The following is an 18430-nucleotide window of genomic DNA, read 5'->3' on the forward strand; positions in this document are numbered from 1 at the left end:
TGCTCAGCCTGTGATGGTTGATTTTCCTCCAGTTGAACCCGTGAGGATGTCAACTCCGAGGTTGCCGAAAATCTGAACATCCCCAGCGAGGCCTTCAATGGTGTCTCCTCCGTCAGATCCAACAAGGCGTAGGGTTGATTTGCTATCAGGTGCACCAGAATCGGCATTCAGAAGATCGATCCCGAATTTGCTGGTTATTCCTGAAAAGTCGAAATCAGTGATGCCAGATTCATGCCAATTGGTGAATTTTGCAGCGGCTAAAAATGTACTTCCTTCTACGAATTTCAAAGAGTCTGCATTGACAATGGATCGCAGGGAGATTTCTGTACTTTCGTCTGAATTGGCGTTGATCCTGAACTCCTCAATATTGGTGAATAATGTGAGCTGCATATTATGTCGTAAGCTCGCTCTGATGTCACTGTTGATGATGACAACGTCGTTGTCCTTTGTGCTTCCGTCTTGAATGATGCTTTGGCTGGTTAAGCTTCCAATAGAGCAACCGATTGTGTCGTTAAAATCTTTCAGTGGATTTCCAGGGAGCAGGTCTATTCCGTTGACTTTTTGTGCAGAAACGCCTCCAGGGAGGATCGCCAGCTCGAGACTCAGAGACTTGGAATTGCCAACTCTGTCTGTCGCCACAACATCGAAGTTGTAGCCGCTTTTTGCTGAGTGATTCAGGTCGGATTTTGTTGTGACAACCCCAGTTTCGGAGTCAATCGAAAAGGCATTGGCGTCACTGCCCGACAGGGAGTAGGTGACTGGCGGAGAATCGTCTGTTGAGGTAGCGGTATAGATCACCGTTCCTTGAGGTGAGCCTTCCTTGACGGAATCAACCTTGCTAGGAGATGTGAAAGCAGGCGGAGTGGTGTCGGGATCGATTGGCTCAGTAATCACATTCCCTGTCACTGCGATGGACTTGTATGATTTTCTCTTGCTCCTAGAGATCTTGAACTTTTCAGATTGCTTGGTTGGGGCAAATGTGAAATCAATATCTTCAGAGATGAGATTGGTCTCTTTGGCCGTGTTAAGGCTTTCGATGATTAACTTGAGCCGGCTTTTTTTCTTCTTGCCTGGAAGATCTTCCTTGTCAAATTCAAAGACAAAATTGCCGTTGCATTCTTCCTCTTCTGAAACTGAACCGATTATTTTTTTGCCTTTTCAGTTGGTGCGCTTCGCTTCGAGGTCGGTGTAGCTCTCAAAGCCTTTCAGTTTTGCAGTGAACTTCATTGTGTGTTCAGCGGTCTCACTTGAGAAATGTCTAGCCAGGGCTCATGACGTTGTCAGTTGCTTTCTGAGTCCCCTGCCACGGTCAAGAGATAGGTCGTCAGGTATGTGTTTCAGTGACGATGTCATGCACGCGAGCCGGTCCTCCCAGCCCACCTGCCTGGCTCGTTGCTTACCTGCTCACTTACCTTCCTTGAAGTGCTCAGCCGGTTATGGATCAGTGGCAGGAACGCAAGCGACCGGTCTGTCTGGAGAAACGGTTTGAGTTCGACAGTTACAGCTCAACCAGGGATTTCCTCGATCGACTCGGGGAGCACAGTGAAGCGACCCAGCGATTTCCCGACATCAGTTTCGGACGCACTTATGTAAACATCACGCTGCGGCCGGAGCAGGACGGCGATGCCCCCGCACTCAGTGCGGCCGATCGGCGCTTCGCTGATGAGATTGATGGACTCCTCGGTTGATCTCGCTTCGGCTTATGCCGACTCGGGTGTGGCCGACGTGCTCGAACAGCTGGATCGCGAGCTGATTGGTCTGATGCCAGTCAAAACGCGCATCCGTGAGATCGCAGCTCTTCTTCTGGTGGATCAGGCCCGCCAGCAGTTGCAGTTGCCCAGTACGGCTCCCAGCCTGCATATGTCGTTCACCGGTCGGCCTGGCACCGGCAAAACAACCGTGGCGGAGAGGATGTCGCAGATCCTCCACCGTCTGGGCTACCTCCGCAAAGGTCATGTGGTCACGGTGACCCGCGACGATCTCGTTGGCCAGTACGTCGGCCATACCGCTCCGAAAACCAAGGAGATGATCAAGCGGGCGCAGGGCGGCGTGCTGTTCATTGACGAGGCCTATTACCTCTACAAACCGGGCAACGAACGCGATTACGGGGCCGAGGCGATTGAGATCCTGTTGCAGGAGATGGAACGCCAGCGCAAGGATTTTGTGGTGATCTTCGCTGGCTATGGAGACCGCATGGAAGCGTTCTACCGCTCCAATCCAGGTCTGTCGTCGCGCGTCGCCCACCATCTCGAGTTTCCCGATTACAGCAATGAGGAACTTATGCAGATCGCAGCGTTACTGCTTGAGGAACAGCACTATCGATTCAGTGGCGAGGCCGTTCAGGCCTTCAGCGAATACATCTCCCGACGCCGCCAGCTCCCCTTCTTCGCCAATGCCCGCTCGATCCGTAATGCACTGGATCGTGCCCGACTGCGTCAGGCGAATCGTTTGTTTGATCGCATGGGTGACCGCTTGAACCGTGAGGATCTGATCACGCTTGAGGCTCAGGACATTCGGGCGAGCCGTGTGTTTCAGGGCGAGGTGGAGGGACATCATTCCCGCCATCAAGACGTCGGCTGATCAGTACAGCAACACCGACCCCGATCAGGCCACTGGCGGTGCCATGGCCCTGCATCAGGCAAATGGACAGCACTAACACCACCAGGGGGCGGCCAAGCATCAGCACGAAAAAGCCGCTGGTGATTCCGGCGCACCAACTGCTGAGGCTCCCCAGTTGCGGCAACAGCTCATGCAGGCCGCCGCCGAAGGCACAGGACAGAATGAAACCCGGGAAGAAGATCCCTCCGCGCCATCCCGTCTCAAGGCACAGGCCCAGCATCAGGAGTTTCAGCGCCCCAACGCTCAGAAGAAGAGGAACGCTGTCCTTGTTGGCCCCATCCAGGAGTGGGATCACCTGGTGCTCTCCTGCGAAGCCCACCATCGGGACCCAGTGCAGCAGCACGCCCAGGAGCAGGCCGGTGAGAACCGGCCACCAACGCCAGTGCTTCAGAAGTTGGCGACGTTGCAGTGCAGAACGCCACTGACGCAATCCAAAACCAAGCGCGCTGCCAACCAGGCCAGCCAGCAGGCCCACGCTGACGCTGCCCAGATCTTCGCGAAATGTAGTGGGCCAGATGTAAGGGACCCGGGCCATGCTTCCGCCGCTCAACTCCAGAATTCCACCGAAGACGGCGAAGCCGGCAAGACCGCCGATGGTGCCTGGAATCCAGCGGCTTTGAAGGTTGACGCGATGCTGGTTGACCACAACGCCTCCCAGCAGAGGCGCTTCGAACAGTCCCATGCTTCCGGCAATGGCGGCATGGGACAGCGTGTTGTCGCGACCGCGCCAGATGGCCCGGCTTGCAACGGTCACCAACCGGGTGAGCAGAGCCTCCGGTCCAACAGGAGCACCACCGATCTGCGCCAGGGCGGCCGCCAGGATCGAGCGAAATTCATGGCGTTGCGGTGCATGGTCTGGATCCCGCAGATCCTCAAGTGTTTCAGGTAGTTCCGGGAGAAGGTTGCGATCGTCTCCACGCTCCACCAGCGCCAGGATGACGCCGACGCCGCCACAGACCGTGAGGGACCACAGCAAAGGAATGGATTTGATCAGCCCTTCTTCGGTCGTCTCCCCCCAGAATTGTTTTCCGATGCCGCCGATCAGACCGAGCATCACTGCGGAGAAGGCACCGCTCAAGGCACCGGTTACCAGCGCCATCAGGCCTAGACGTATCTCAGGAGAGACCTGGATGTGCGGTCGCGTTGTCACGATGTCACCAGTGCGGATCGCAGGCTTGATCCACGATGAGCTGGCCTGATTTTGAAGCAGGAACCGTGCTGATGCAGGCCCGGACCACTCGGCCGTTAACCTCGATCTCACAGGCTCCGCAGCTGCCTCCCAGGCAGCCGGTTGGAATCCGAAATCCAGCGCGTGCGGCACAAGCCAACCAGTCGCTTCCGACGGTCTCGGAACTGGTGTGGCCATCAGGCCAGCGAACGGAGATCTGTGTCATGTCCCCAGCAACGGTGAGACATCCACATGCTGCTCGAAGGCATCGGCGAGCCGATCCAGCAACTGATCACGGTGCGAGGCGTGATGAGGGCGATCGATGGACAGAGCGGACATTCCCTTCCCGCTGCGGAGGTGATTGAGCCAGTGTCGGCGCCAGGGACCGTTGTCGAGCAGGCCATGGAGATAACTCCCGGCGATGACGCCTCCATCGACTCCTTTCGTCCACCAACCCAGGTTGGGCTCCTCCATCAGTGGCATCAGACCCCGTGGCATTAGATCGGCCTCAGCCATGGTGCGGCCGTGGTGCAGTTCAAAGCCCCGCACCTCGGTGGCAGCGGGCCATCGACTGATCAGATCCCGTTGTCGCAGGGTTTTCTCCCGGCTGAAACGGGTCTGGATCGGCAGCAGTCCGAGTCCCTCGCAGCTGCTGGGTCCACCCTCAAGCTGTTCAGGATCATGCAGCTCTTGGCCCAGCATCTGCAGCCCTCCACACAGACCGAGAAGATTTCCGCCTGAGTGGGCATACAGCCTGAGTTGCTCGGCCAGACCTCCCTCTCTCAGCAGAGCAAGGTCGTTCAGGGTCTGTTTGCTGCCGGGCAGGATGACGGCATCGGGGTGTCCCAGACGCTCGCCGGGGGAGACCCAGCGCAGCCGAACGCTGGCTTCAGCTTCCAGCGGGTCAAGGTCTGAGAAATTGCTGAGGGACGGAAGCCGCAGGACCGCGATCTCCAGATCCACCGGACCTCTGGAGGGGCGGCGTTCCAGCAGATCGAGAGAGTCCTCCGGAGGGAACAGTTCGTTGAGCCAGGGCATCACCCCGACCACCGGAATCCCTGTTTCACGCTCCAGCCAGGCGCGGCCCTCATCGAACAACTCGCGGCGACCGCGGAAGCGATTGATCAAAATCCCGCGGATCAACGGACGTTCAATCGGCCTGAGCAAGGCCAGGGTTCCAACCACCTGGGCGAACACCCCTCCACGTTCGATGTCCGCGACAAGCAGGCAGCGGGCACGCAGAAACTGGGCCAGACGCAGATTGGTGAGATCACGCCGCTGCAGGTTCACCTCCACGGGGCTGCCGGCGCCTTCGAGTACCAAGCGACCCTCTGGCCGCTGGAGGGTCAGGTTTTCGAGGCCGCGGCGGATCGCCCGCCAGCCGGGCCGGAACCAATCGCGGTAGTAATGCTCGGCGCGTGCTGTGCCGACGCTTTCACCGAGATGAATCACCTCACTGGTGCTGTCACCCCGTGGTTTGAGCAGCACCGGATTCATCGCACAACAGGGATCAAGCTTGGCGGCCCAGGCCTGCATGGCCTGGGAGTAGGCCATTTCCCGGCCGTCGAGATCGACCCAGGCGTTGTTGCTCATGTTCTGCCCCTTGAAGGGCAAGGGCTGTTCTCCCCTTCGCTGCAGGGCACGGCACAAGGCCGCATTCATCAGTGATTTCCCAGCACCACTGGAGGTGCCCAGCACCATGAGAGATGGCAACCGCCTCATCGGCGGTGCGGCGATGTCCACAAAGCAATCATCAGGGCAAACTTTTCAAAAAATGTAGATCAAGACATACCGCAAAATTGTTGACAGGTTCAGATCGCTAAGAGGTTCAGATCCTGATTCCTGATCAGGCCGCGGCGTGAAAAAACCCTCCTTGCCGCAAGGCCAGGAGGGTTGATGCAGATTCTCGCCAATGGGTTGGTTCGCCCATTGAACTGGCAGTCAGTGAATCTGAATGTTGGCTGCTGTCAATCCCAGGATGTCCCCATTGTTGACTTGTCCAATCTCCTCATAGGAATCCTGGAAGTTTCCATCCGGGCTGTAAAGGATGTAGCCATCGTCAGCATCAATTGCCAAGGTGCCTTTGTTGGTCTTGGTGTTAATGGTTTCGATGTTATTGATTTCATCCACCAGGATGGAATTCTTCAGCTGTGCTCCTGTTTGAAGCGAGGCCGATTCAGCTGTCACGAATTTGACATTCCGCCCTTCTTCATAGTTGGTGTAGGTGTCATCCTCGAAACTGAGGATGTCATACTGGCCTGGCTGTCTGAAGAGCGCTGTTTCAAATTGTGTGATCTCCTCGTAATCAGATCCATTCGTAATATTCCTGAAACGAACAATGTCCTGCTCGTTATTTTGGACCAGACCAATGTAATCGTATCCTCGTCCACCGGTGACATCCAGTTTGGTGTTGAAGCCGCCAACGATCTCATCGTCGCCGCTGCCAAGCTTGGCAACCATTGTGCCGCCTGTTGCTTCAACGCTGTCGTAGCCCTTGGACCCGTAGAAGACGATCGTGTCTGTGGTGTTGGCATGCTCCGCGTTGCTCACCTTGTTGTTCTGAGCCCCGGCATCGTTGTTGAAAACAACACCTTGTTGTGAGTTGTCTTCAAATGTCAGATTTCGGAAGTCAAACATCCGAATTCCTGCGTCCAAGTGATCTCGAAGAACAATGTCGACCTTTGAAGTCCCCTCCACAACAAGGGATTCCATTCCTTTAACGCGGTCGAACCAAACTTCGTCGTTGACGAAGTTGCCCCCGTCGTCATTGTTCATTTTCACGGTCATCGACTCGATTCCCTCAAGCGCTTGCATGGACGACAAGGCTTCTTGCAGGCTGGTTGATTGGGACGAGTTGGTGCTCAGGTGCAGTTCATCGCTGTCTCCAGAATGATCATCACGAATCGCGTCGTTCTGGCCCAGACTTCCTGCATCAGCCTTGAGGATGTCCTGTCTCTCGCTCAGTGGGTTACCAATGGTGTCGCGAGTGTTGTTGGCCAAGATCTCCTGGGCAAGTGTACTGGTGAAGATGTTGGTTCGGTCTGTCAGCCTGAGGTTGTTCGGGCCTTGAGGCTCGTTATCAGACGGTGATGGATCATCACCTGCGTCAGAATTGTCATCGTCAGGTGTTGGTTTGGGGTCAGGATTTGGCTTCGGCTCTGGATTGTTGCCTTGTTCCTCTGAACCCTGGTTTTCTATCACTGTGTAGGGCAAGCGCAGGTCCTTGTTCAGGAATGGCTTTTTCCGCTTGATTTTGAACGTTTTGATGAAGGAGTCTGGCTCGAAGTCGGCCTGTTCGCCGCTCTCGAGTGTGAAGTTGCTTTCGTCGCCGTTGAGATCCTCAACCTGAAGCCTTACTTTGCCTCTTTTTGCTCTCTTGAGAGCTTTGTTCGTTTTGAAGTCAAGCTCGAAATCATCGCCCTCGATGAAGGTGAAAGAATCAAGTTTCTTGCCTTTTTTGTTGAAGGCATTGATGCGCAGGTCGGTGGCGGATTGAACTGCTTTCAGCTCACCCATGATCGACATGAATTTAGACATTGTCTTGAATTGCGTAGGATGTTGTGGGTGAAAGAAGATTTTCTTTCGACATCCATAGGTTTATTCAGTGCGACTGAAACTCCCATGACCTGCGACAAATCAAGCTGTGATCATGATCACTCGCCGGATTAACTGATCAGCCGCCTCAATTGATGCAGAACGGTTTGGTGGAATCCCACCGACTTGTTCAGAAGGTCAGGATCCCCATCGAGCAGGGCGCGCCCCAGAGGCGTCAGTCGGAAGCGGCTGGTTAGTCCCTGCCCATCCACTTCCCGTCGCAGCACCCCCACCGTGATCAACCAGCGGAGATCGTTCTCCAGGGCTTCCGGATTGCGGGGCCAGCGCTGGTTGCGCCGATACCGGTCTTGGTTGTGCCAGAGGTTGGCGGCATCCAGTCCCTGTTGTTGCAGATCCCGATAGAGGGAGTCTGAAAACGGCAAGCAGCGCATCGAGCGAATGGCCCGATCCAGGCTGCGTTGACTGAGCAGGTCGCTGGTGAACAGGGGATCGGTGATGGCAGCCCTTGTCGGCAGTGGCAGCCTACGGACCAGTCCCTGATGGTTGGCTGTCGTGTTGTTGCTCGCTTCGGCGTCACCTGCCCGCCGCCGCTTGCTGGAGCAGGCGGCGATTCCGCACCGTGTGCAGGTGAGCGGAGTCGATGAGACGTTGATTCGGGATTCCGATCCTGAGCAACTGGTGCAGCGCCTGGCCCATGCCAAGGCTGATGCCGTGAAGGCCGTGTTGGACCTGGAGCACGACGTTGATATCAGGGCGGTTCTGGGGTGCGATTCCCTGTTTGTGTTTGAAGGTGAGGTCTTCGGCAAGCCCCTTGATGCGGAGGAGGCGATCACGCGCTGGCGCCGCATGGCCTCAGGCACGGGTGTTCTCCTCAGTGGGCATGCGCTGGTGCGTGGGCCTGCCGCTCAGGACGCCGTTCCGGAGATTCGACTCGCCTGCGTGAGCACCACGATCCGCTTTGCGGCACTGAGCGATGCTGAAATCCAGGCCTATGTCGCCACAGGGGAACCTCTGAATTGTGCGGGGGGCTTTGCACTGGAGGGGCGGGGCGGCCTCTGCATCGAGTCCTTGGAGGGTTGTTATTCCAATGTCATCGGCTTGAGTCTTCCCTGGCTGCGCCGGCAATTGTCCTGGCTTTGAGTGCTGACGTTTGCCGCGGATGCAAGCAAAGTGAGGTCTCTGCAGGTGATTGGAGCGTTGTCAGCCCTGACGCGACGGTTGCGCGCCCTGCTGGTTCCCTCGCTCTTGATCGCTCTGCTGATTGCAGGATTAAGCGGAGGCTCGCTCCCTGTTGGCGCCGTCGGCTGGCTTGATTTCGTCCCAGGTTCTCGACAACTCACGCCCGCCTCGCCCCAGGGGCTCCTTGATCAGGGCAGCGACTTCACCCTTGAGGGGAGTTGCAAGCTGGCCAAGGTCAAGGTTCTTGGAGTGCCGGCGATCACGGTTGCCAGCCCGATTGATGAGTCGTCGTCCGAGGTGATTGGGGCGTCTGTCCGGGCCCAGGTGATTGAAGGAAACCTGCGAGCCCTGTACGACCCAAATCAGATCTGCAGCTTCAGTGAACGCGTCAGCGAATGGTTTTCAGATCAGTTGCTGGATCTCGATGCTGCGGTCTGCTCGTCCGGGCAACGCTATGGACTCAGCCGCAGTGGCAATCCGATCAGACTCCTGGTGCGACGAGAGGGGAATGGTTCCTACGAAATCGCGGCGCGCCTGCCGGGACGGGAAAACCCTTTACGCTTACGGTAACGCGAGCTGATGCCGAGATCAACGGAGCCAAAACACTGGCTCTGGCTCAGATGTGGCGCGAGAGGTTGGAGAAACGGGTGAACCATGCGCGTCAGGTGTACTCGCCGCCGCAAATGGCGAGACGGGCCCGTCTGATTCTGGTCATTGAGTTGCTGCTGTCCGGGCTGCTGGCTGGATCAGTGCTGCTCTGGAACCGTCTGCGTCAGCGCACCACCCGGCTGGAGCGGGAGCAGCGCCAGAAGCGTGCTCGCCGGGGCCGACGGGTTGAGATTCGGCTCTATGCCGAACAAACGGCCACGATCATGGCCCTCCTGCTGATTTTCTCGATCGTTGTGCTGATGTTCGGCATCGGCGTGATGGTCCTGCCGGGGTTGGTGTCGCTCGGAATCGAGCTGCTGCTGCAGCCCCTTTTCGCCATTGTGAAATTCCTTCTGGTAACGCTGCTGACGTTTCTGCTGCGCAGTCTCACCACGTTTCTGCTCAGCCAGTGGGCTGTTGATCTCGGCGTGTCCGAACAGGAATTGGAGCGGCGTCAGCAGCGGTATCGGAGCCTGGAACGGGTGACCCATCGCCTGATTGACGTGGGTGGTCTGGCCCTTGTTGGCATCTGGGTGCTGCTGGATATCCCAGGTGTTCGATCGGCGTCCACCTCACTGATCCTGGCCGGTGGTGCTTTGCTCGGCGCATTGGCCCTGGTCTTCCAGGCTTTTCTGCGTGATTTTTTCGCGGGGCTGGTGATGCTGCTTGAAGATCGATATGTCATCGGCGACTGGATTGAAGTGAATGGGATCGCCGGTGAAGTGGTGGACGTCGGTCTTTTCAGTACCCAGATCCGATGTCTGGATCAACGGATGAACATCATCGACAATTCCCAGATCCTGCAGTTGCGCAACCACACGAAGCTGCGCTCCGGCAGCCTGGTGACCTTTCTGATTTCACATCAGCAACGCAATCTCGAGTTGGTTTTTGAGGTTCTCTCCGAGGTGATTGCAGGGTTTTCGGTTGATCCCCTTTGGAGGGATCGTTTGATCCGAAAACCGATGCTGCGTGGCGTTAAACGTTCCACAGCTCTGGGTGTCCACATGCAGGTGCTGCTGTTCACCCAAACCGGCGAACAGTGGGCCACTGAACGGGAGTTTCAGCGGCGTGCCCTGGCGGCGCTGCATCAAGCGGGCGTTCGACAATCGGATGGTCTTGAGGTTCAGGCGATGGCAGCTGCAGACATGTTCGGTGCCGAACAGGGTTGAACCGCTCGGATGAGGTGAGCAATGGCCATGCCTGGTTTCGGAACGTGGTTCAACGGGCTCAGACGGGCAGACGGCCGAGTTGTTTCTACGGTCAGGGCATAGAAAAGCAGCGACAGTGCCCCTCCTTTCAACGGCCTCCTTTGAACGGGTGTTTGACCTCCCCTCGGATGTGTCGATCACCACGCAACTTCTGGCTGATCGTGCCAGGGCCGCCGGTGCTGATGTGGCGCTGGAGGATTTCGAGACGTCCCTCAGAACGCACCGACTCAACGCCGACGACGTGGTCCTGGCTGGCTGGCGTCAGCTGCTCGCACTTCAGGTTGGTGATGCGCGGGTGAAGGCGAAGGAAGCCTTCCAGCTGCTCGATCAGGACAACGATGGACAGGTGGATCTTGCGGCGCTGAAGCGCCTGATTCGGTTGTTTGAGGTGTCAGAGGACACCGCCGAAGCCATCACCATTGAAATGGCTCGCGATGGCTCCGAGTCCATCGATCTCGAGCGGTTGTTGGCGTTCCTGCCCGAGCATTTCACGGCCCATCCCCGCGCCTACAGAGGTGGGCACCGCTCGGCCGAGACCATCAGCAGTGCTGTGAGCCGAGATCTGAATCGCACTGCCGATCAGCCGAAGCAGGATTCGGCCTCCCATCAGGGAACGTCACCTCTGCAGATGCAGATTGGCTGGTTTCGTCTCATTCAGGGAGCCGCTTACCGCAGCTTTCGTGAGAGCTATTCCGCCAATTCCGAAACGCATCTGCGCGCCTACGACCTGCCTTACACCATCCCTGATTTCGTGCGTTTCGTGAACGCGGCGGTGGACCTCTACCTCTCCCTGGGCATTGTCGAGCCAGGAGCCGAGGAACCCTTTGAGAGCCTGAAGGCCTCAGTCAACGGCGCTGAGGCAGCCCTACGCGAGCGGATGGCCGACTGGGATTCGATTCCCAAGACCGACGCGATGCTGGACGCGGAGGGACGCCTCGAGCAGGAGCTGCAGGAGTTGGATCATCACCACCAGATCGTTGCGGTGGTGCTGGAAGTGCTGTTGACCGCAGCCCTGCACGGACATGATCCGCAAACGGTCACCCATGAGGATCTGCAGCGCCATGAGCTGAATCGTTTGCGCCAGCTCGATGACCATCATGAGGTGACCGCTGAGCTGGATCCGGACAAGCCCGAAGCCCAGCGGCCGTATCACGACACCTGGCAACGGGTGATCGTTGACCCTGACGACCAGCGCTATGCGGGGTCGATCATGCCAACCGCCTATTGGTATGACGAGTTCATGCCCCTGCTGTTGCGGGCAAGTTCAGTGCTGACGCAGGCTGATATCCGCGCTTGGGATGACGCCGACGACGCGGATCTGAATGCCTGGTTCTCAGAACGGCATGCCAAAGGTGAATTCCGGATGTACGGGCATGCCACGGAAGAAGCCTTCCAATCCCGTCCACTCACGGTCAAGAAGGAGCTGCGGCGTGCCTGGGAGCTGACCCGTCACTACCTCAACGGGGTGCAGAAGCGCCGTGAGCGGGAAGAGTTCGGCCGCGAGGACGGCTTTCTTTGCCAGTACGTCGCCTTCCTCGATCTCCATGTCGGCCGCCACGATGTGGAAGCCAGCCAGATGCGGGTCAGTTTCCCTTACTACGTCGGTCCGGCAACCTGGCGTTTCATGCACACCAGCGCGGAGCTGATTGCAGATCAGCCAGCGCCGCAACAGCCGCGCTCAGTGGAGGCTTTCAAGACCTTCTTTGCGGCCTTGGCCACGATGTATCCGTGCCCTTACTGCCGCTTCCACCTCAATCGCTACGTGGTTCGCAACCGTGAGGTGTCGATGTACCCGATCGAATATCTCTTTCTGGGATCAGACAAGGCCAGCAGCACCCTTGAAGTGTCCCTTCAGGACAAGCTTGAGCGGGTCAATGATGGCGACTCCCTTCGTCTGTTCCTCTGGAAGCTGCACAACACGGTGTCGTCGTCGATTGCCAGGAGTGAGGCCTGGTATCACAAGGATTCCGGTGCCTATTACACCTCGCGTTACTGGCCCAGCCTGGATTCGGAGCTGGAGCGAGCCCACACCCTCGGTGTGGACCTGATCGCACGCGATCGGGTGCAGCGGATCTACGGGGTTGTGAAGAGCGCTGCCCATCTGTCGGTTCTGCGGGATGAGCTCCAGGAATCGCTCCATGCCGATGATCTGCAACAGCAGCAGACCATTCGCAGCCGCGCGGTCAGCGCCATTGGCGGGGTTGAAGAGGCGGTTCTGGAATCGCGTTTCCTGCACGACAACTACCGCTACAACCCATCACTCGAGCTCGAGCCGCCCCATTTCAGTCCGGCGGAGGAGTTGCTGGCACGCAGTGGTCTGTACACCGAGAACTGAGCGGCGCCCGGCCATGTGGCGCCCGACAGTCCACTGCTTGGTTGGATCCAATCAAAAGCGCAGCCCTGAGTCCAGTGCTGCGCATCGGGGGTTGAACTGAACGGTCGGATCAGACTTTTCTGGAGTAGTACTCCACCACCAGCAGTTCGTTGATTTCAAGGGCGACCCATTCGCGTTCGCAACGGCCGGTGACCTTGGCGGACAATTTGGTCTTGTCCAGATCCAGATGGGGCGGGATGTTGGCCAGACCTGGAAATTCCAGGTTGCCTTCGGCCAGCCTCTTGCTGGCTTTGCGTTCCCGGATGGCGATCACATCACCCACCTTGCACTGGTAGCTGGCAATGTCGGTGACCCGGCCATTCACGGTCACGTGACCGTGGTTCACCAGTTGACGGGCACCCGGGACCGTGGGGCCGAAGCCCATCCGGAAACAGACATTGTCGAGTCTGTTTTCAAGAAGTTTGAGCAGGTTCGTTCCAGTCGAACCATCCTGTGCACGGGCTTTCTTCACGTAGCGAACAAGCTGACGCTCAGAAATTCCGTAGTTGAAGCGCAGTTTCTGTTTTTCTTCGAGTCGGATCGCGTATTCCGAGCGCTTGCGACGGGCTTGGCCGTGCTGACCGGGGGGATAGGACCGCTTTGCGGCCTTCCGGGTGAGACCAGGTAGATCTCCCAAGCGCCGCGTGATCCTCAGGCGAGGGCCGCGGTATCGAGACATAAAAAGGAAGTTGTTGGGACCATTCGTGCCAGATGGCAGGCATGCTGGAACCAGAGAAGGTTCCGCGCATCTCTCCATGCACGAATCAACCACTGTATCTGCAAGCCTTCTCGCCAGAACGGCCAGAGTCCTGAATGCTGCTTTGGCTCAGGTGTTGCTGGCTTTGATCGGTTTCTACCGCCGCTTCATCTCGCCTTTGATCGGTCCGCGCTGTCGTTTTATCCCAACCTGCAGTGCCTATGGCCTCGAGGCGATCCAAAGGCATGGTCCCTGGCGCGGCAGCTGGCTCACGTTCAGGCGATTGCTGCGTTGCACTCCTCTCACACCGTGTGGGTGCGATCCAGTGCCTGATTGAGCCATGGCTGATCAGCCAGGTGTTGAGCTGACGCTTTACAGCCGCAGGGGGTGTTGTCTCTGTGAAGGGCTGGAAGGCCGCCTGAGACAGTTGAATCTCAGGGCTCTGGGCCTTGAACTCACGGTGATTGATATCGATGCCGAGGAGACGTCCACTGCCCTGAAAGCGCGTTACGACCTCGAGGTGCCGGTGCTCAGCTTTGACGGGCGGGACCTGCCACGGGTTTCACCTCGCCTGGGCGGGGAGGGCCTGTTCAACTGGTTGCATCGTGCGCTGTCCAAGGGCTCAGGAGCGACTTAAAACAAGCCGACATACCTGACGCGAGGAACGCGGGATGAGCCAGGCGCTGCACACCGTGCTGCAGGAGGTCGGTCTGACCATTCCCAGAGGGTTGATCAATCCAACGCTGACGGACATCACCAGCGATTCCAGGAGCGTCCGGACGGGAAGTCTTTTCCTCGGCCTGCCAGGCGAACGGGTCGATGGTGGTCGCTTCTGGAGCCAGGCCCTCGATGCAGGAGCGGCTGCTGCTCTGATCAGCCCCGCAGCCGCAGAAGCCGCCCCGCCCGGCGATGGCGATCCGGTTCTGGTGGTTCCCGAGCCTGTGGCGCCGTTGATTGGAGAGGTTTCAGCAGCCTTCTGGAACCAGCCGAGCCGTCAGATGGCCCTGATCGGCGTGACCGGGACCAACGGCAAGACCACCACAACGCACCTGATCGAACACCTCGCCGGGGTGGTGGGACAACCCACGGGTTTGTTCGGCACGTTGGTGAATCGTTGGCCGGGGCACAGCGTCACGGCCCAGCACACCACGGCATTTGCAGACCGTCTGCAGTCGCAGCTGGCGAAAGCTGTGGCCGCGGGTTGCAGGCTGGCCGCCATGGAGGTGAGCTCCCACGCTCTGGCTCAACAGCGTGTGGCCGGATGTCGTTTCGCCGGCGCCGTGTTCACGAACCTCACCCAGGACCATCTCGACTACCACACGTCGATGGATGCCTATTTCGAAGCGAAGGCAAGCCTGTTTGCTCCTCCGCTGCTCGACACCGATGTCCCGAGAGCCGTTGTGAATGTTGATGACCCCTGGGGCGTTCGGCTGGCGGAACGATTGGCTGGTCGTTGCTGGCGCAGTTCGCTCATCGATTCGTCCGCTGAGCTGGCCATGGTGGATCTGGAGATGACCGGCCGCGGCGTTGAAGGACGCCTCATCAGTCCTGGCGGTGAGGGGCGGTTCCGCTCACCTCTGCTGGGCCGATTCAACCTGATGAATCTGCTTCAGGCGGTGGGTGCTTTGCTTCAGCAAAATCTGCCCCTGGACGCGCTGCTGGAGGCGATCAGCAGCTTCGGCGGCGTTCCAGGGCGCATGGAGCGTGTGCTGGTGCCGGGGGTGGATGCTGCCTCATTGCCAACGGTGCTGGTGGATTACGCCCACACTCCCGACGGACTTGATAGTGCTCTGACGGCGTCCAGACCCTTCACAGACGGTCGTTTGGTGTGTGTCTTCGGCTGTGGTGGGGATCGCGACCGTGGCAAGCGTCCTCAAATGGCTGCGATCGCTGCACGCCTCGCCGATCGGGTGGTGATCACCTCCGACAACCCGAGAACGGAGGACCCCCAGCGGATTCTTGCTGACGTTCAGGCCGGGCTGCCTGAGGGCACCGACCACATCGTTGAGGGCAATCGGGCTCTGGCCATTGCGGCTGCCATTGCAGAGGCTTCTCCCCGGGATCTCGTGCTGGTCGCCGGTAAAGGGCATGAGGACTATCAGATTCTCGGGACGGAGAAGGTGCATTTCGACGATCGGGAGCAATCAGAACTGGCTCTGCGCCGACGTTTGTCCTGAGTCGTCATCTGTCCTAAGCAGACGTCATGCTCGGACCCTAATTGCGGATGTTTGCCATCAACCGCTCTGATCTGTTCAAGGATGCTCAGTTTTTTCAGACACCTGAGGGATTGCTGATTGGCACCTTGGTGCTGTTGCTCTTCTGGGTGTTGCTGAGGGTGTTGGAGGCGGTGCAGAAACCCTCCTGGGCCGTCGTCACCCGTTCGGTACGCCGTCCTCTTGTGTTTGGTTTCGGTGTCGCTCTTTACACAGGATGGCTGTTTGGCTTGCTGGCAAAGAATGTAGAGATCTTGAGTGATCGAAATGTTGCTCAATTGACGACCTCGATCGTCCTGCTTGTGTTTGGTCGAGCTGTGAATGTTGCTGGTCTTAAATTTCTGCATTCCAAGGTTTTCAATCGTTGGCTGAACCGTGAAATCGAGGAGCAGCGAGAGCGAGACATGATGATTTCTTTACTGGATCGCGTGTATACGATTTTGGTTTTCTTTATAACATTTGGTGCTATTATGATCGCCTTCGGTATTTCCCCAACGGCCGTTGGTGCCGTTCTGGGAGGTGCTGGAATTGGCATCGGTTTTGGGACGCAGCAGATTTCTCAGAATTTCCTGTCGGGCCTGATGTTGTTTTTCAATCGTCCATTTGCGGAGGGCGATTGGATCAATGTCTCAACATTCGAAGGAACGGTTGAACGCATTGGCTGGTATCACACACAGATTCGAACCTTTGATCGCAGGCCATTGTTTATTCCGAATTCATTATTTGCGACCACGCCCATCGAGAATCCTGGTCGAATGTACAACCGCCGAATCAAAGAAGAGATCGGTCTGCGCTATGAAGACATCGGCCAGATCGCAGATGTTGTTCGGGAGGTGAAAACCATGCTGCAGCAGCATCCGGCCATTGATCAGGAGCAGACAATCCTTGTGAATTTCAACCAATGGGGAGATTCATCCATCAACGTGTTGATTTATGCCTTCACAAAAACGACTGTCTGGGCCGAGTGGCTTGATGTTCAGCAGGATGTGTTTTTACGCATTGCCGAGATCGTGCGCATGGCTGGAGCCGATTTTGCTTTCCCCTCCACCACGGTGTATCCGTCGTCGGATTTCAACCCACAGCATCCTCTCTTCTTCAACAAAGGTCCGGGTTCCTGATCAACGTCGAATCCAGTCGGTGACGCCACCGGGACGATCAATCAGTTCAATGCCCCGGGCAATCAGTTCGTTGCGAATGCGGTCCGCTTCGGAATAGTTTTTCGAGGCCTTGGCTGCCCGCCGCGCTTCAACGGCAGTCTCAATCTCGGCATCGTCATCGGCGTCAGACCGGATCGGTTCCTGCTCCCATCGCAGGCCCAGAGCGGCGGCCAGTTCGCGTAACAGATGCCAGCGAGGACGCAGGTCCTGTAGTTCTTCAGCCGGAAGATCACTGTTGTCGCCGCGATCCAGGCGGTTGGCCAAGGCGCGCAGTGGTTTGGCCAGATCAAAGAGAACAGCCAGCGCTCCTGAGGTGTTGAGGTCGTCATCCATGGCGGCGATGAAGCGCCCGTGCATCGCCAGAAGTCCATCTCCATCAGGACTGACCTGGCCCTGGATCGCCCCTTCTGCGAGAGCAGGGGCTTCTCCCCAGCCCAGTGGAATGCCATGACGGTCGCCAAGGCCGAGGGCTGCATTCAATCCCTTCCATCCCGCCGCCGCGGCGTCGAGGGCTTCAGCGGTGAAGTCGAGTGGCTTGCGGTAATGGGCCTGCAGCACAAACAGGCGCAGCGTCATTGGCGAGACACCGCTGTCGAGCAGTGCCCGGATCGTGGTGAAGTTGCCCAGCGATTTCGACATTTTGGTGCCGCCGACGTTGACCATGCCGTTGTGCATCCACAACTTCGCCAGGGTCGTGCCGTTGGCGGTTTCGGATTGGGCGATTTCGTTTTCATGGTGCGGGAACACCAAATCGCCACCGCCGAGATGGATGTCGATCGTGAGGCCGAGTTCCTGACGCACCATGGCGGAGCATTCGATGTGCCAGCCCGGACGACCTGGTCCCCACGGAGACTCCCAGCTGGGTTCACCTGCTTTAGCTCCTTTCCAAAGCGCGAAGTCGAAGGGGTGGCGTTTACGGCTCTCCTCCCCATCAGCGGTGCGACCGCTCGCTCCCTGTTGCTGCTCATTGGGATCGCGGCCGCTGAGCTTGCCGTAGTTGTTGGCCTTGGCAACGGCGAAGTAAACATCGCCATCAGCGCTGTAGGCCGCGCCTTTGGCTTCGAGTTCGCGAATGAGTTGCTGGATGCCATCGATGCAGCACGTGGCCCGCGGCATGCGATCGGCCGGCAGGATGTTCAGGCGGCCCATATCGATTTCAAAGGCTTCGATGTTGCGTTCGCTCACCGCTTGCATCGAGCTGCCTTCTTCATTGGCCCGGTTGAGAATCTTGTCGTCGATGTCGGTGTAGTTCTGGACGTAGGTGACGTCGTAGCCGCTCCAGATCAGATAACGGCGCAGCACATCCCAGTTGATGTAGCTGCGGGCATGGCCAAGGTGGCAGAGGTCATAGACCGTGACACCGCAGCAGTAAATCGTTGCTTTGCCGGCTTCGAGGGGCTCGAACGCTTCCGTACGGCTCGTCAGGCTGTTGGTGAAGCGCAGGGGCACGGCAGATCGGCAGAACAGGCTGAGGTTACGGCGTGCATGAGATCAGGATCAGCGGCCTTGTCCCTGCAAGCGAGCCCAAGCCTGATCAGGCAGCGTTGTCGCGGTTGTCTGCGAAGTGATGAATGTTTGAAGGGTTTTCGTTGGTTGTTGCGGATTGTTTGGG

Annotated in this window: 18 protein-coding genes; 10 read left to right on the plus strand and 8 right to left on the minus strand. The window is 57.9% G+C overall.

The window, feature by feature from the left end; translation table 11 throughout:
- Positions 1-3 precede the first annotated feature (3 nt).
- Complete coding sequence (locus KR100_RS05210) at positions 4-894, minus strand: cadherin repeat domain-containing protein (protein ID WP_162176486.1); 891 nt, start codon at positions 892-894, stop codon at positions 4-6.
- A 542-nt stretch (positions 895-1436) separates the two neighbouring features.
- On the opposite strand from KR100_RS05210, the gene KR100_RS05215 reads away from it, so the two are divergent.
- Both KR100_RS05215 and cbbX read left to right on the plus strand, forming a co-directional pair.
- Positions 1437-1688 carry a 4a-hydroxytetrahydrobiopterin dehydratase gene (locus KR100_RS05215; RefSeq protein WP_038543778.1) on the plus strand — a complete coding sequence of 84 codons (252 nt, stop codon included), beginning with the start codon at positions 1437-1439 and terminating at the stop codon, positions 1686-1688.
- Entirely contained in the window at positions 1672-2580 is a 909-nt protein-coding gene (cbbX, locus tag KR100_RS05220; protein WP_038543780.1) for a CbbX protein, read from the plus strand. The genes KR100_RS05215 and cbbX overlap by 17 nt, the downstream gene beginning before the upstream one ends.
- Here cbbX and KR100_RS05225 read toward each other — a convergent pair.
- The 5 genes from KR100_RS05225 to KR100_RS05245 all read right to left on the minus strand — a co-directional run bounded on the left by KR100_RS05225 (position 2492) and on the right by KR100_RS05245 (position 7773).
- The gene (locus KR100_RS05225) at positions 2492-3769 is read right to left on the minus strand and encodes a chloride channel protein (RefSeq protein WP_239420415.1); all 1278 of its coding nucleotides are present in this window, start codon (positions 3767-3769) and stop codon (positions 2492-2494) included. The two genes, cbbX and KR100_RS05225, sit on opposite strands and share 89 nt — an antisense overlap.
- A 4-nt stretch (positions 3770-3773) precedes the next feature.
- Positions 3774-4013, minus strand: a complete 240-nt coding sequence (locus tag KR100_RS05230) for a 2Fe-2S iron-sulfur cluster-binding protein (protein ID WP_038543782.1) — start codon at positions 4011-4013, stop codon at positions 3774-3776.
- A complete protein-coding gene (locus KR100_RS05235) occupies positions 4010-5488 on the minus strand; it encodes a cobyric acid synthase (protein WP_038543783.1) in 1479 nt (492 codons plus the stop codon). Before KR100_RS05235 ends, KR100_RS05230 begins: the two co-directional genes overlap by 4 nt.
- A gap of 240 nt (positions 5489-5728) precedes the next feature.
- Positions 5729-7303 carry a hypothetical protein gene (locus KR100_RS05240; RefSeq protein WP_156097919.1) on the minus strand — a complete coding sequence of 525 codons (1575 nt, stop codon included), beginning with the start codon at positions 7301-7303 and terminating at the stop codon, positions 5729-5731.
- A 149-nt stretch (positions 7304-7452) separates the two neighbouring features.
- Entirely contained in the window at positions 7453-7773 is a 321-nt protein-coding gene (locus tag KR100_RS05245) for an Npun_F0494 family protein (RefSeq protein WP_038543787.1), read from the minus strand.
- 121 nt (positions 7774-7894) lie between these two features.
- Between KR100_RS05245 and KR100_RS05250 the strand changes: the two genes are divergently transcribed.
- From KR100_RS05250 to KR100_RS05260, 4 genes are all read left to right on the plus strand, one after another.
- A complete protein-coding gene (locus tag KR100_RS05250) occupies positions 7895-8482 on the plus strand; it encodes a nucleoside triphosphate pyrophosphatase (RefSeq protein WP_038548008.1) in 588 nt (195 codons plus the stop codon).
- Positions 8483-8512: 30 nt separating this feature from the next.
- Positions 8513-9091, plus strand: coding sequence for a hypothetical protein (locus KR100_RS16725; protein ID WP_239420416.1), 579 nt, complete (start codon positions 8513-8515; stop codon positions 9089-9091).
- A 50-nt stretch (positions 9092-9141) separates the two neighbouring features.
- A complete protein-coding gene (locus tag KR100_RS05255) occupies positions 9142-10338 on the plus strand; it encodes a mechanosensitive ion channel family protein (RefSeq protein WP_239420417.1) in 1197 nt (398 codons plus the stop codon).
- Between the two features lie 115 nt (positions 10339-10453).
- The gene (locus KR100_RS05260; RefSeq protein ID WP_051847329.1) at positions 10454-12712 is read left to right on the plus strand and encodes an ERV1/ALR-related protein; all 2259 of its coding nucleotides are present in this window, start codon (positions 10454-10456) and stop codon (positions 12710-12712) included.
- 109 nt (positions 12713-12821) lie between these two features.
- Here the strand turns inward: KR100_RS05260 and rpsD are convergent, their stop codons facing one another.
- Positions 12822-13430: a 30S ribosomal protein S4 gene (gene rpsD / locus KR100_RS05265; protein WP_038543789.1), complete on the minus strand. Its 609-nt coding sequence runs from the start codon at positions 13428-13430 to the stop codon at positions 12822-12824.
- A gap of 76 nt (positions 13431-13506) precedes the next feature.
- Between rpsD and yidD the strand changes: the two genes are divergently transcribed.
- Genes yidD through KR100_RS05285 form a run of 4 tightly spaced genes read left to right on the plus strand, consistent with a single transcriptional unit; the run spans position 13507 to position 16779 of the window.
- Positions 13507-13785, plus strand: a complete 279-nt coding sequence (gene yidD, locus KR100_RS05270) for a membrane protein insertion efficiency factor YidD (RefSeq protein ID WP_038548013.1) — start codon at positions 13507-13509, stop codon at positions 13783-13785.
- Between the two features lie 3 nt (positions 13786-13788).
- Positions 13789-14085 (plus strand): glutaredoxin family protein, encoded by a 297-nt coding sequence (locus KR100_RS05275; RefSeq protein ID WP_038543792.1) that lies wholly within the window; start codon positions 13789-13791, stop codon positions 14083-14085.
- 34 nt (positions 14086-14119) lie between these two features.
- Entirely contained in the window at positions 14120-15625 is a 1506-nt protein-coding gene (locus KR100_RS05280) for a UDP-N-acetylmuramoyl-L-alanyl-D-glutamate--2,6-diaminopimelate ligase (protein ID WP_038543794.1), read from the plus strand.
- A 47-nt stretch (positions 15626-15672) separates the two neighbouring features.
- Positions 15673-16779 carry a mechanosensitive ion channel family protein gene (locus KR100_RS05285; RefSeq protein ID WP_051847330.1) on the plus strand — a complete coding sequence of 369 codons (1107 nt, stop codon included), beginning with the start codon at positions 15673-15675 and terminating at the stop codon, positions 16777-16779.
- Here the strand turns inward: KR100_RS05285 and cysS are convergent, their stop codons facing one another.
- A complete protein-coding gene (gene cysS / locus KR100_RS05290; protein ID WP_038543796.1) occupies positions 16780-18267 on the minus strand; it encodes a cysteine--tRNA ligase in 1488 nt (495 codons plus the stop codon).
- Between the last annotated feature and the right edge of the window lie 163 nt (positions 18268-18430).

It is taken from the genome of Synechococcus sp. KORDI-100 (genome assembly GCF_000737535.1).
In the GTDB taxonomy this organism is placed as follows: Bacteria; Cyanobacteriota; Cyanobacteriia; order PCC-6307; family Cyanobiaceae; genus Parasynechococcus.